Here is a 13,873-nt window from a genome sequence, read left to right as displayed (position 1 = left end):
GAACCGAATTAAGTTGCCAACCCAACTGATCCGTGCCAGAAGTCATCAATTAATCAATAGTAAAAAGCCCATTAGAACTTGATGGTATCCAAATTCATCATCGGCTTCAAAATAGTCATGACGCGCAAAGACTTGAGTTCAATAATTTTGCTATTTTTCTTGTTGTTTAACCAAGTAAATTCGTTTCTCGGTTAATTTGATCGCAACCACTGACTTTATTGTTAATTCTTTCTGCTCACGCTGGCGTGTACGGCGAAGGTGCCTGTATATCAATAGCGTTTTCTAGTCAGTGACGTCCTTATTCAGCCGAATAGATATTTGGCGTGCTTGGCGTCAGGGAAAATAAGACTTAAAGCGCCTGAGTATGTTCCGAATTCAAAAAACAATAGGTATCCTTATCTTCGCAGTAGTACCATTTAGGACCAAATGAGCACCAATGGCGATTTTTGACTTGTTTTCAGTCCTTTATCTCCTATAATTATGTTAGTTGCTAAACAAAGGAGGGGATTAATCATGAGTACTGAAGGCATCATTGCCCTGGTAATAATTGGACTGATTTTAACAGCAGTTGGGATTTGGGAATTAGTGATTTCGATCAAGTATTTTCGGAACGTCAAATCTGGCGCGGTCAAATCCAAAAGTGGCTTTTTAGGGTTCTCGATTTGGTTCAGTCTAGTTTTTGGTGTGCTCTTTTCCGGAGCCGGTCTAGGAACACTGATCAATGCAATCATTAATGTCACAAAATTATAGTCAAAGAAATAATAAATCATGAATAAAATTTTTACTGAATTAAGCAAAGCATGTTCCTGATTGGTTGAAAACTGCCGTACAGTTGGTAATGCCCTTGGCGATTTTATTGAGCGGCAATGGACGTCGCTGCGTCACCACATCACAAATAAGTTAATACTATCGGTTTTATGAATTTGTTACAGAGAGAGGCTAAGACCCAATTCTAGTTTCGAAAATGAAAGCCCCAAAAATTCCGAACTTTTCAGAATTTTGGGGCTTTTTATGTACCAAAAAAGGCTTCATGTCATCATGAAACTTTTATGAAAAAATTTACAACTTGAAATCATTTATCAGCGACACCATCAGCGCGCCGCTCTGCCGATTTTGCCGCCTAATAAGACACCACTGACCATCACAATTACTCCAGTAATATATTTCATAACCGTATTGTCAATAATATCTGATACTAAGTAAACACACAGGAAACTGGCACCCATATAAATTAATAGCTGAATCAATTTTAAAACCTTTTTGTCCATTGATAATCCCTACCCCTCATCGCCAACTATAGCAATTGTGTACCTGATATTCTTAAAAATATTCAGGACACTCGCTATAAACCATTTTTACTATTAGAATCTTATCACGGAGGTTCCAACATTCCGATAAACTGCTCCTCAATACTGAGGCAGAGGCAATTTCTTCGCTATCCTCTGTTTCATTTTACTATCACAACAATAATCAACTATCAAATAATTAAATCCAATATATTTACATTCTATTACAATCTAATGATACAACAATAAACATTATTGTCAACGGTTACATTGCTTTTAAACCGACATGATCCCACTTATATTTAACACAAAAATCATGAGAAAGTTCGGTGAACGCCGCTGCACCGGTCTAACCTAGTTAGGCATAAGAAATCACCAATCAATTTAAATATAAAAATATTGCATTTATTGACTATTCGCGACAATTCCCTTATATTTAAGCTATCGAAAGAGCGAATTTATGAGTCATTATCGAAGGGACGTCTTTCACTATGAAACTCACGAAGAAAGAATTAGAAATTATGCAGATACTCTGGAAACAGCCAGAACCATTGTCTGCCAGAGGTATCGTCAGAGTGAATCCAGAACTTAGCCAGAATACTGTTCAGTCGGTCCTAAGTAAGCTGCTCAAAAAAGGACTGATTGAAAATTCGGGCTACGGCAAAACAAGTACTAATATCACGCGAGAATATCAGGCTGTTCTTTCCGAAGAATCCTATCTTGAACAAAATGTCTCAAGAAGCGCGATCAATAATTTATTAACTAGTTTTGTTGCAACAAATACGACGCTAGCAGAACTGGACGATCTCGAGCGGGTGATTGAACAACGTAAAAAGGAACTACGAAAATAGGTGATATTATGAGGTTCTCTGCAACATCATTGCTCATCACACTGATCTTCACGACCTTACTCGTCGTTATTTTGCAGCTGATCCTTACGCACCGCAAAGTTTATCGGACCTTGCGCCTTGATTTTCTATTGGCCTTCGTCACGATTATTCTGTTGCGCCTATTTCTACCCGTTGAATTTGCTTTTACGCACACCATTGCTTCACATTGGCTATTGCCAAATCTCTATAAATTCAACGAAACTGTGCTATTTTCATTTCAGCAGACAATCGTAACAGTCAGATTCTTGTTAATTACAGTCTGGACCGTGGGCGCGTTGATCATGCTGGCCTGGAATATTCGCATGATGCTAAAGGTACATTCTTTCAGCAAAAAATTGTCCAAAAAAATAGCAACAGCTACTCTCAAGGAGCAGCCGATCACTGTCTACCGGAGGATTCCCGTTTATCAAATCGACCATCTCGGTTCCCCCTTCGTGATCGGTATCCGCCATCCGAAGATCATCATCTCCCGCCAGACATTAGCGGCGGAAGAATTGAAATATATCCTGCAGCATGAATATCTCCACATCGTTAATCATGATATTCTCAAGAAATACTTGGCCGCCCTGCTCACTTGTCTCTATTGGTGGTTCATTCCGATCTATTTCTTAAAGCAACAGGTCAGTTTGATCATCGAAATGAATACCGATCAACAAACAATCGCCCAGTGCCAAAATTCAAACTGCTTTGATTACACGACCGCGCTAGTGACAGTTTCCCGAAAGCTACACCAAAAGCAACAGATGATCCGAGAAGATCAGCATTTATTACCGCACTTCACCATCTATGAACAGAATACCTTAGCGCAGCGAATAAATTTTTTACTAGAAGGACACCGCGTCAAACACACACCAAGATGGGTCTTACTTGGGTTAGTCATCTTACCAATAATGATGACTTCAATCATTATTGAGCCAAGTTTCCAAGACGAGGACACGATTCGTGGTACTTACGAATTAAAGCAACAGGAAGGGACGTATTTATTACAAGAGGGTGATCAATATTTTCTCTACATTGATCATCAGCGTTTAGGCAAAGTAAGCCAGCCGGATCATCCTTCGCTTGCAGGAATCGAAGTCAGAAAAGCTGAAGAAGAATAAAAAATACATTCGGGTCTCGTTTTGACGCTACTCATGACGATCGTTATTTCGTATTTATCGAATCTACGACCAATTCAAGTTGCGAGCAACACCGATAGTCCAATAAATGCTAGAAATGCAATTATTGTCTGGAAGACTAAAACTAATGGTGATCTGTCTGAACGCCAAGACAATCTATCTACTGATAAATAGATCGGTTCGAGGGTTGAGACGTCATGTCCATGTAGATCTTCCAGCCATCTATTCATAGTTATCTGAGGAAAAAGAAGATCAATCTGTCAAGATAAATCGTTGACAACTTGATCTTCTTTTGATTTTTTCTGAAATTTTTGTAACTCAGCAAATCAATCTCTTGATAACTCACTTGGCGAAATAACCGATCAGATTCTGTACTGTGGTCTCAATACTTTCGCGCCACAAAAAAAGACCGTCATCTCTACGAGCGTATGAACGGTCTTTTTGAACTTCGATAACTAACGTTTGAAGTAATTTTTGCTAACTTTAGCAGGCTCAATAGGCGCGCTGATCATCACCGTTGGGCGCGGCAAATTCTGACGAACGCTTACGCCACAGCTATCAAGCGCCTAATTTGATGACTTGATCAAACTGGGCCACCAACTGATGATCACTGGTGTGGGTGACCATTAGCAGCGTGATCTCTGGTTGGTTCAATAGGCGCTGAACGATGTCACGGGCGTTGGCTTCATCTAAAGCTGAAGTCCCCTCGTCCATGATCAGAAATTCCTTGCCGCGAATCAGAGCCCGGGCCAAGGAGATCCGCTGCATCTCGCCACCAGACATGGTGCCATTGGCCGGATCGACCACGGTTTCGACCCCGTCAGTCATGCCCTGGACCGTGGCCGCTAAGTTGACTTTCTCCAGCGTTGGCGCTAGTTCGGTCTTGAGTCCTTCATCAAACAAGAGCACATTTTCGGCGATCGTGGTCTTGAACACGTGACTGGTTTGGGGGATGATCCCGATTTTCTCGCGCAGTGATTCTTGATCGATATTTTTTATATCCAGGTCATTGATCTGGGCGACACCTTGATAACCGGTCAGCTCACCACTCAGGATCTCCATCAACGTGGTTTTCCCGACACCGCTGGGGCCAACGATCGCCACTTTACTGCCTTCTTTGATGGTGAAATCAGGGAATTTGATCGTCTTATTCGGGTATTCGTAACTCAGACCAGCAACTTTAACCAGCTGGGGCTGACCAGCTAACACTTGTTTATTCGTTTCCGTATCCGCAGGTTGCTTCGTCTGCAACAAGTGCTGGTACTTCTCACTGATCACCTTGCCTGAGATGTGACTAGTAATATTATTGCTCATAGTCACCAAACCAGTAAAAATCAAATAAATGAAATCGCCGACACTGACCACGACCCCGGTGGTGACCAAACCACGAGTAGACAGATAACTGGCCAATAGAATCAGGGCAAATTGGGAGATCGTCCCGGTAATGTTGCCAAAGAAGCCGATCCAACTATCCACGGTCTCATTCTTGACATAACTGTCTTCTAACGCCTTGGCTTTAGGGCTGATCCGGGTCCAAAGTTTCTTGGCCGCCCCATTCCAACGCAACTCGAACAGCCCGCCCAACCAATCATTCAAGGAGGCGATCAACTCCTGGTTTGAGGCGGAGATACGCTTCGTCACTGCCGTTAACTGTTTGTTGAACAACATTGGGATCACGATCATCATGCTGGCTAAGAAAATCGCCGCGATCACCAGCGACCAATGGAAGGTGAACAAGGCCACGATTGCGAAGAGAATTTTGAAAACGGCGTTGACCATCTTCAAGAATCCCCAAAGATACTTCTCCGAAAGCAACAGTAAATCGTTGGTCAGCGCGTTGATGTGCGCATTATTATCCTTAAGCACGACCTCGCTGGAGCCCAGATCCTGAATATACGCTGCCCGTAAGAAGTGGTTGTACCTCTGAATGATCATCTGACCCCAAATACCAAAATAAATCATAGCTAAATCAGAAATAATGTTCACGAGTAGAAAAAGTGACTCATAGCGAATAAACGAATAGAAGCGACCCTCGATCAATTCGTTAAAGGCGTAGGCCATGATCACAGAAGAACCGGCCCCGGCGGCCATCCCGATAATACTGGCTAACACCACTAAACTAAACAGCCCTAAATTGCGTTTGACAAAATCTTTAATCATAATTACCAACCCCTTGCCCGGCGAGTTGATCGTTGCTCGCCGCTCAATTAATTTAATCAACCAATCCAATAGCTTCTATGACCGCACTAGATCAGTCGCCACGTTTCAAAACGAGTTAAGTTGATCCTCGCTTACTGATTATTGCTTCGCGCCGATCAGCACGGCAACCCAGCCTTGCTTTCAAACGAGCAATGATAACTTAATTTTAATTATATGACTATTAAAAAATAAAACAATGATTTTTTAATTTAATTGCAATAATGTTTGTTAACCAGACGATTTTCTAATAAATATTCTTCAAGAAGCAAGGACGCAAGTAGGAAAAATTCGGCCATTTTTATTTTTCCAAAAGGCCGTTACTTCGATGAACTCGCTGTTAAAGCAAGCTAGTGCTACCAGTGAACATCATGTTGAACCATCGCGCGTTAATACTCAACAGACGACAAATTCAACGGCACCGTCAAATTGCCTTCGCTGGATGCCGATTTCACGACCGTTCCATTTCATTTTCTTCTCATTTTTAAGTTTGCGGTTGGCGTCATCGCTGAGCCTTTGAGTACACCTTTTTCGTTACCTCAAATAAAGCCCGATTTACGCTCATTGAGGGTAAATCGGACAAGTAAAGAAATGTTGTTACATCGCAGCGCTGCTAGTTTTTTGCCGCTTTGGGATGAATCATTCAGGTGAATTATTATTTTTTAAGAATATTTCTTGATCGAAATATTCTTTTAACGCGGCCTTTTTTTCATGGGACACATAAATCACCGTCTGATCCTTGTTCGCTAATAGTTCCTGCTCAATGGACAGCGCGGTTGGATAGTCTACATTTGATGTGCTCTCATCAAATAGTAAGACATCTGGGTCAACCAATAAAGCGCGGGCCAACGCAAGACGTTGGCGTTCCCCACCAGAAAAGTCACCGCCACTAGCCGATAATTGCGTTGCCAGTTGTTCGGGTAGCGTTGATATTTTCTTTTTTAATTTAACTGTCTCAAGTGCTGCCCACAATTGATCATCCGATTTTGTTGCCCCCAAGGTCAAATTATAGCGAATACTGCGATTAAAAATATATGGTGTTTGGGGAATATAGAGAACACTCGGCTTCTCGTTTCCTGCCCAAACCAAACTTCCTTGATAATGGCCACTTAACCCGGCGATAATTCTTAAAAGTGTACTCTTCCCACTACCACTATCGCCGGACAAATGCACCTTGTCATGATTCTTGATCTCCGCTGAAACAGGGAATAGCCATTGATTGCCCGCGAAATAACTACCGAGCTTATTTAAATGTAAACTAGCATTGCCCGTCCGGATCAATGGTGGATTCTGCGAATGTGACTGCAAGTCTAACGCTTGATACTTCGCGAAGATCGGTCGAACACTCTTTATGGTTGCCAGCTCTGAGCTCAGCTGACTTAAAGAATAAAAAACACTGCCAGTCAATCCCATGGTGGTGATCAACGCCCCGGGTGTTAATTGTTTCAAATAGACCAGAACACTCGTCGTAACCACAATAGCAATTGTACAAAGGACACTTCTGAGATTGGTTAGGATCGAAATACCGATTTGTCGCTGTTTAAACTTCAATCGCGAGAGCGAAAGTTTGTAGGCAGATCGACCGATCTGCTTGACCATTTCGGCAAGATGGTGAAATGATAAGAAAGTATCATAGCCCTGAAGCATATTTTCGCTCGTATTAATGAATAATTCATTACTTCTAGTCAGTTTCTCAGAAGCATTATTTAAACTCCCCTTTAACCTTTTGGGAATCAACAAGATCAACCCACCTAATAATAAGGTCACTAGTAACAAGAGCCAGTGGTAATACGCGATTGCAATCAATGAGGTCACTATCATTGCACAATTACTAATGATTTGGAAAGTATTTTTAAGACCATTATTATCGATCAACTGAATATCATTAATAAACCAGGCCAAATAACCCCCCGTTGTTCCCTTTTCATGAAAATCATCATTTGAAAAATTGACAAGTCCAGTTGCGAGGTTATTTCTAATATCCTGATTGATACTTTGAGTAATGACCGCAACTAGATAATCAAAAATCAGACCGGCTGTATAGCTCAGCAACGCAAGGATAAGGGTAAAAATAAACCAGCTGATAAACGCGCTTTTGTTGATTTGAATCAAACTATCCGTGATATTCGTTAAAAAAACCGTTGTTAAAGAACTGCCCGTTGCTTGGGCAATCGTCAATAAAATAATGCCGCCAAAAAGAAATTTATGCTTGCCAAATAGTTCACTCATCTTCATACTGGGTCAGCTTCTTCCATATGGTTGTCTTGACCAATCTCAATCGTTTGCGTATAAAGACCAGCTAAATCAGGATAAGAACTATGGGACGTACAAATAACTAAGGCGTCCGAACTTTCAAGGAAGGTTGCCAGTATCTTTTCAGCCCGCCGTGAATCCACATTAGAAGTCGCTTCGTCCAGTAAAACTACCGAGGCTTGGATCAATAATCCCCGCGCAACTGCCAATCGCTGCTGCTCCCCACCTGAAAATTGACTATCACTGATATTAATAACTTGATCTAACCCTTGGGGAAACTTCTTGATCTTATCAGTTAAGAAAACTTGATCTAAAGCCTGCCATAATTGGTCATCAGAAAAATGACGGTTCAATGAAAGATTAAAGCGAATCGTTTGATTGAACAGAACAGGTTTTTGCGGTAAATACAAAACATCGGGTCTGGTTGGCGACCACTCGATTTCACCTTCGTAATTGTCCGACAAGGCGGCCAGAGACCTTAACAAGGTGCTCTTCCCTGAACCACTAGGACCACTTAATTTGACTTTTTCGCGATTTCCTATCTTTGCGGAGGTCGGCGCCAACCAACGGTTATTTTCGCCACTAGCAACCTTAGTCAGTTTCAACCGGGCCTCAGAATTCTTGACAAATTCCAGGACAGCTTGTCTCTCCAGAGATAAATTCTGATACTTTTCAAAAATGATTGCGGTCGTTTTTGACTGCGTAAAATTATTAAAAAACTGGCTAAAGCAGGTAAAGACCATCCCTGCCAATGATCCAGTCGCCAAAAAACTCCCCACGGATAATTGATTGTTCAAAATCAAAATACCCGTCATTAAATAAATCAAATATTGTCCGATTATGGCGCTATACGTCATGACACCATTGGCTTTAATCAACTGGCGCTGATAATGAACATTCACCTTGCCTAATCGGGCCGCATCATTGGCAATATTATTTTGAATTTCTTGTTGACGATGATACGCACTATATGTATCGTAACCATTCAGCGTATCTTCAACTCTGGTAGCAAACGATTCATTCTCCACGGTCAATCGTTTGGTTGGCTTGTCGATGAGTTTGCTGACAATCTTCGGCAAGCCGACTCCTAAGATCGCATATCCTAAAACCACACTGCCTAGTAACCAATGGTAGCTAAACAACGAAATCAGCGGTACGACGATCCCGCTAATATTTGTCACTTGCCCAAAAATATTGTTAAAGCCAAGCTCATCAATATTATCAATGTCATTATTCAGCCAAGAAACAAACTTACCGATCGTGCCCTCGTGGTGAAATCGATCATAACCCAAATTAGCGATTCCCCATAATAAATCCGTTTGAATATCAATATTCATTTTTTGAATACTTAACGTCTGTAAGTAGGTGGCTAACCCATCGATCAAATAGACACTAATATAAATCAAGGCAAAGATCAATATTGCTGAGATGATAGGTCGGAGTGAAAAAGTTAGCATACTATTAGCCAAAGCGGCCAAACTGGTTGCTTGTAATGTTTGGACGCAGACACTTAGAATGGTCAAAACTCCGGCAAAAAAGACACTTTTCTTTTCCCTAAGTAAATAATTATTCAGATTTAGTGCTTTGCTTTCTCTCATTACTTATCCCTTCAGCCACACGCTCAAATAAATTATTGGACCCGCACGCTTTAGGTCCAGCTATTTAGCAATGTTTGTTACCCCGCTTTTTTGGTAAATAATTCCGTCAAGTCCTGGATCCACAGGTCTTGTAACCGTTGAATTGGACGAACCAGCTTCTGGGCCTGCTCGTGCTAATGTCAACATAGAAGTAGCTTGGATAGTTAGTTTTACCAACCATGATTCAAACTACTTCTATGTTGGATTTCATCACGTGGTGACTTTGGCCCGCTTGTGATGACTATTATGATAGTTTTATAGTAGTTTAATGTTATTAATATGTCAATAAGTAAAAAGTATCTTTCATTTTTTAGGACGCCTATGCGATATTGTCGTTATAAATTTTTTAAGATCGTAAATCATGATCGATAATCTACATCAGTTTCTTAACCTAACCCTCTAAAACTCGGTGGCCGGAGTTAAGAATCGAGAGCTCAACAAAGAGCGCCCAACAATGCTGCTAGACACAGGAAGTTCTAACTCGGTCGCCTACCGCTGAAGTACAAACTATGGTTTTGGCAATTTTGCTGATTTCTCTTTTTCAGGTAACTAGGGATCATCTTCGCCCTGCTTTGAGCAACAGAGATTAGACCCGCGTAGCTATAATTAAGGTTGAAAGTTAAATATCGCCATTCTTCCCCGTCACACCAGCGTTTTTTTTAGAAGTCGAAAAGCCGCCTAGATTGACCTACGGAAGGTTTGCTTGATCCAAAACTAAAAAAGGGAGTAATCACTATCTTTTCGCCTCAGCATGTTAGCTATAATATCAATACGTTTTATTCCGCCTAATTGACGGACTACCTAATCACGCTTATCATTGAACTGAGTTGTCAACACGATAAGTCAAGAGTCCCTCTCAGTTCCAGTACAGAAGGCGCAGGCGCCACCAATCAAATTTCAGAGGAAGTTGCCAGAATGATTGAACTTACTGATAAAATCTTAACAGATGTGATTCAAACGCGACCGGCGGAAAGCCATAAAGGAACTTTCGGTCGCGTTCTTGTTGTCGCCGGCAATGAACAATATGGCGGTGCGGGGATCATGAGCGCCAGCGCCGCCTTGTTTGCGGGGGCGGGGCTGGTGACGCTGGCCAGTGCAGCAGTCAATCGCACGGCGCTACATGCCCGCCATCCAGAGATCATGTTTTTGGATTGGGCTGAAACTGCCGCCTTACACGAAAGTATTCAAAGCGCTGATGTGATCGTGGTTGGCCCCGGCCTAGGACTTGATCCAGGAGAACAGGCGCTTTTACGGCTGGTGTTCACCGCAGTCAGCGCCAATCAAACCCTGATCGTTGATGGCTCGGCGCTAGCCCTAGTCGCTGGCGGGGCCATCCCCTTCCCCCAAAAGCCACAATTGATCCTAACGCCCCATCAAGAAGAATGGCATCGCCTGAGCGGGCTGCCAATTGCTCGTCAAACAGTCAGGGCCAATCAAACCGTGCTGGCCCAGCTACCGGCGGCAACCATCTTGGTCCTGAAGCAACATCGCACCCAGATCTATGCTGGTCAGGAGGTTTTCCGTAACACCACCGGCGTTGCGGCGATGGCCACTGGGGGCATGGGTGATACCTTGACCGGGATCATTGCCGCGTTTTGCGCCCAATTCGGCCAAAACAAAAAACCGTTACCAGCAACACTGGCAGCGGTCTATCTTCATGGTTTAGCCGGGCAAGAACTGGCGCAGGATCACTATGTTACGCTTCCCAGCCAAATCTGTAACCAATTACCTATCCTAATGGCGCGTTTCAGCTGCGCTGGCTCTTAAAGCAACCAGCTCGGCGGCGGTCAATTCACGATAAGCGCCACTGGCCAGATCTTCAGGCAAGCTCAAAGGACCAAAGGATTGGCGTTGCAATTGTAAGACTGGATGATCAAAGGCCATGAGCATCCGCTTAACTTGATGATATTTACCTTCAGCAATCGTCAGTGCCACCGTCGATTGCTTTTTTTCGGTGTCCACTGCGAGAATTTCTAGTCGCGCCGGTTGCGTGGTAAAGTCACTCAACTTGACCCCTTTCGCCAAAATGTCGCTTAATTCCGGCTGAACCAGACCGGCCACCGTAGCCAGATAACGCTTGGTGACGTGATATTTTGGCTGTAATAACCGGTGCGCCAATTGACCATCGTTAGTGATCAACAAAAGCCCGGTTGTATCGCGATCTAAGCGACCCACTGGCGCTAATTCGCGATAGTGAGGCAATGTTGGTGCCAAAAGACCCAAAACAGTCGGCTGAGTCTGATCAGTCGTCGCCGTGAGCACCCCCGCCGGTTTATTAAGCAAATAATAGACATATGGGACAAAGACCAACGGCTGGCCCGCAATCGCCACTTGGTCATTTTCCGCAACCGCCTGACCAGCTTTTTTGATCACTTGACCATTTAGCGTGACTTGACCTTTTTTCAGTAATGCTCGTACTTCTTGCCGACTTCCCTGCCCCATATTAGCCAAATAACGATCTAGTCTCATCGAATGTGTAACCTCCGGCGCAGCCCACTGATCCGATCACCGATGATCCGATCAGCCAGCCGTGTTTTCAAAATCAAATAGCCATAGATCGCGACACCGATCACGACAGCCACGATCAAAATCAGGGCGGAGAATATTTTCCGTTCTGGATTCACGACCAGTGATAACAGATTGACCACCGTCGCTGTCACAAAATACATCAACAAGGAAAAGGCCAAAATACCCAACATTCGCCGCAGGGTCTGCTTGACGCGGAACCCATAAGTCTGCAGTAACGACCAAAGCATCAATAAACAAGTCACCAACATTCCGAGCCCCGTTGAAACCAACGGTCCATAAACATTGAAGAAAGCGATCATTGGGTACTGAAGGACCAATTTAGTAGCGATCCCCACGACTAGGTAACCCATTGCTCGTTTATTTTGATACAGTCCCTGCAAAACAGCAGCTAATACAGTGAACAAACCGGAAAGGATCGCGGTAAAGGCGTTAAGATGCAAAATACTGATTCCTAAAGGATCATAGCCATAAAACAACGTATAAAGTGGTTCCGCTACGGCTGCTACCCCAAAGGCAGAAGGCACCATGATGATCAGAAACAGTTGCAAAATATTGGTGATCTGCGCTGACATATCGCGCCGATCCTTACGTGCGTAAGCAGCCGACAATAACGGCACTGCCGCCACCGCCAAAGCGGCCGCGAAGGAGATCACGATCATCACCAATTTGTTGGAATTAAAGTTGAAGATCCCGAAGTAGATCTCCATTTGTTTGGCAGATACGATAAAGAATTTTGGTAACATTCGGAAGAAAGTATATTGGTCGATCAATTGGAAAATCGTGATCCCGGAACCAATCAAAATAAACGGCAACGCTTGCCGCAAAATATCCATGACTAAGCCCCGTGGTGAGACCTGGATCTCATTATCGGACTGAGCTACCAATCGACTGATTTTCGGCCGTTGGCGTAAATAAAACCAGACTAAAACCAAAATACCGAATAAAGCGCCAATAAACGCCGCAAAGGTCGATTGGACCACAGCTTCTTGATAATGACCATGATTGATTTTCATAATCACGAAAGTCGCGCCTAACAAATAAGCGACCCGAGCCAACTGTTCCACTACTTGCGAGATCGCAGAAGGCGCCATTTCAGAAAATCCTTGAAAATATCCGCGGAAAATACTTAAAAACGGAATGATCAGCACCGCCCAACTCAAGGCGTGATAAACTGGGATCTCCTCTGGACTCTGCGCGTACAGTGGCGCCGCAAAATACATGATCGCCGCCGAAACAACACCTAAGATCGCCATGATCCGTACACCGGTTTTAAATAATTGTTGCCCGATCCGATATTCATTCAGTGTGTTATAGTGCGCCACTTGCTTGGCGATCGCGCCAGGGATCCCCGCTGTCGAGATCATCAAGAAAATCGAATAGATATTGTATCCTTTGCCATATAAAGCATTCGCTAAGTTACCTGTCTCGGCATTGCCGATCATCGGTAGCCAAGCCATAATGTAAACTGCCCCTAAGATCCGCGAAAAGACACTTCCGGCGGTGATCCAGGCAGATCCGCGTACAAAAGTATCGCGGCTAGTCTCCGATCGTGCGGGACTGACCGCGTGTGGTCGATTTGTTTCTTGCGCCAATCAAAACGCTCCTTTAAGGAGGTGGCCCGCGTCAACTAGCGCCACCCCGATAATCTCAAACATCCATTAGCTTTTATTGTACCCCATTCACGAGGTAAATAAAACAAAGACTGGTAAACGTCTGATCAGGCCGTGCTGACCAAGTCAATATTGGGCGCTTCCAGCTGGGCCCTGGCTCGCTCATTATCCGTGCTTTGCACTGCATGGTTAGGGGCGAGTTTGCTGTGATGGCTGTTCCGTTCCAATGTTGGCCGCGGGCTGCGTTGCGTGTGGCGGGTGAGCTCGCTGTGCTTCTATATCTTGGCCGTAACTTCCACTGCGTGGTTCGGGGTGAGCTCGCTGTGGGCGTCACTTTGAGCTTCGCAAAGTGCG

10 protein-coding genes are annotated in these 13,873 nt (G+C 43.7%); 4 read left to right on the top strand and 6 right to left on the bottom strand.

The window, feature by feature from the left end; all coding sequences use genetic code 11:
* The first annotated feature begins 513 nt into the window (after window positions 1-513).
* Entirely contained in the window at window positions 514-750 is a 237-nt protein-coding gene (locus OCU21_RS00950) for a hypothetical protein (protein ID WP_261805640.1), read from the top strand.
* Window positions 751-1,091: 341 nt separating this feature from the next.
* Here the strand turns inward: OCU21_RS00950 and OCU21_RS00945 are convergent, their stop codons facing one another.
* Window positions 1,092-1,268, bottom strand: coding sequence for a hypothetical protein (locus tag OCU21_RS00945; RefSeq protein WP_261805639.1), 177 nt, complete (start codon window positions 1,266-1,268; stop codon window positions 1,092-1,094).
* A 509-nt stretch (window positions 1,269-1,777) separates the two neighbouring features.
* On the opposite strand from OCU21_RS00945, the gene OCU21_RS00940 reads away from it, so the two are divergent.
* Together OCU21_RS00940 and OCU21_RS00935 are read left to right on the top strand one after the other, a co-directional pair.
* Window positions 1,778-2,137: a BlaI/MecI/CopY family transcriptional regulator gene (locus OCU21_RS00940; protein ID WP_261805638.1), complete on the top strand. Its 360-nt coding sequence runs from the start codon at window positions 1,778-1,780 to the stop codon at window positions 2,135-2,137.
* 8 nt (window positions 2,138-2,145) lie between these two features.
* Window positions 2,146-3,276, top strand: coding sequence for a M56 family metallopeptidase (locus OCU21_RS00935; protein WP_261805637.1), 1,131 nt, complete (start codon window positions 2,146-2,148; stop codon window positions 3,274-3,276).
* A 576-nt stretch (window positions 3,277-3,852) separates the two neighbouring features.
* Here the strand turns inward: OCU21_RS00935 and OCU21_RS00930 are convergent.
* The 3 genes from OCU21_RS00930 to OCU21_RS00920 form a co-directional block, all read right to left on the bottom strand.
* Complete coding sequence (locus OCU21_RS00930) at window positions 3,853-5,454, bottom strand: ATP-binding cassette domain-containing protein (protein ID WP_261805636.1); 1,602 nt, start codon at window positions 5,452-5,454, stop codon at window positions 3,853-3,855.
* 675 nt (window positions 5,455-6,129) lie between these two features.
* Window positions 6,130-7,725: an ATP-binding cassette domain-containing protein gene (locus tag OCU21_RS00925; RefSeq protein WP_261805635.1), complete on the bottom strand. Its 1,596-nt coding sequence runs from the start codon at window positions 7,723-7,725 to the stop codon at window positions 6,130-6,132.
* The gene (locus OCU21_RS00920; protein WP_261805634.1) at window positions 7,722-9,341 is read right to left on the bottom strand and encodes an ABC transporter transmembrane domain-containing protein; all 1,620 of its coding nucleotides are present in this window, start codon (window positions 9,339-9,341) and stop codon (window positions 7,722-7,724) included. The genes OCU21_RS00925 and OCU21_RS00920 overlap by 4 nt, the downstream gene beginning before the upstream one ends.
* 954 nt (window positions 9,342-10,295) lie before the next feature.
* Between OCU21_RS00920 and OCU21_RS00915 the strand changes: the two genes are divergently transcribed.
* Entirely contained in the window at window positions 10,296-11,147 is an 852-nt protein-coding gene (locus tag OCU21_RS00915; protein ID WP_261805633.1) for an NAD(P)H-hydrate dehydratase, read from the top strand.
* Here OCU21_RS00915 and OCU21_RS00910 read toward each other — a convergent pair.
* Together OCU21_RS00910 and OCU21_RS00905 are read right to left on the bottom strand one after the other, a co-directional pair.
* Window positions 11,115-11,849 carry a pseudouridine synthase gene (locus OCU21_RS00910; protein WP_261805632.1) on the bottom strand — a complete coding sequence of 245 codons (735 nt, stop codon included), beginning with the start codon at window positions 11,847-11,849 and terminating at the stop codon, window positions 11,115-11,117. The two genes, OCU21_RS00915 and OCU21_RS00910, sit on opposite strands and share 33 nt — an antisense overlap.
* Window positions 11,846-13,501, bottom strand: coding sequence for a putative polysaccharide biosynthesis protein (locus OCU21_RS00905; RefSeq protein ID WP_261805631.1), 1,656 nt, complete (start codon window positions 13,499-13,501; stop codon window positions 11,846-11,848). The genes OCU21_RS00910 and OCU21_RS00905 overlap by 4 nt, the downstream gene beginning before the upstream one ends.
* Between the last annotated feature and the right edge of the window lie 372 nt (window positions 13,502-13,873).

The organism is Lapidilactobacillus luobeiensis (assembly GCF_024345205.1).
GTDB classification, from domain to species: domain Bacteria; phylum Bacillota; class Bacilli; order Lactobacillales; family Lactobacillaceae; genus Lapidilactobacillus; species Lapidilactobacillus luobeiensis.
This window is presented reverse-complemented; position numbering and strand designations above follow the sequence as displayed.

What these genes read in the sequence shown, in the direction of transcription:
- OCU21_RS00950 (WP_261805640.1), top strand. Translation starts at nt 514, where the DNA reads ATGAGTACTGAAGGCATCATTGCCCTGGTAATAATTGGACTGATTTTA.
- OCU21_RS00945 (WP_261805639.1), bottom strand. Translation starts at nt 1,268, where the DNA reads ATGGACAAAAAGGTTTTAAAATTGATTCAGCTATTAATTTATATGGGT.
- OCU21_RS00940 (WP_261805638.1), top strand. Translation starts at nt 1,778, where the DNA reads ATGAAACTCACGAAGAAAGAATTAGAAATTATGCAGATACTCTGGAAA.
- OCU21_RS00935 (WP_261805637.1), top strand. Translation starts at nt 2,146, where the DNA reads ATGAGGTTCTCTGCAACATCATTGCTCATCACACTGATCTTCACGACC.
- OCU21_RS00930 (WP_261805636.1), bottom strand. Translation starts at nt 5,454, where the DNA reads ATGATTAAAGATTTTGTCAAACGCAATTTAGGGCTGTTTAGTTTAGTG.
- OCU21_RS00925 (WP_261805635.1), bottom strand. Translation starts at nt 7,725, where the DNA reads ATGAAGATGAGTGAACTATTTGGCAAGCATAAATTTCTTTTTGGCGGC.
- OCU21_RS00920 (WP_261805634.1), bottom strand. Translation starts at nt 9,341, where the DNA reads ATGAGAGAAAGCAAAGCACTAAATCTGAATAATTATTTACTTAGGGAA.
- OCU21_RS00915 (WP_261805633.1), top strand. Translation starts at nt 10,296, where the DNA reads ATGATTGAACTTACTGATAAAATCTTAACAGATGTGATTCAAACGCGA.
- OCU21_RS00910 (WP_261805632.1), bottom strand. Translation starts at nt 11,849, where the DNA reads ATGAGACTAGATCGTTATTTGGCTAATATGGGGCAGGGAAGTCGGCAA.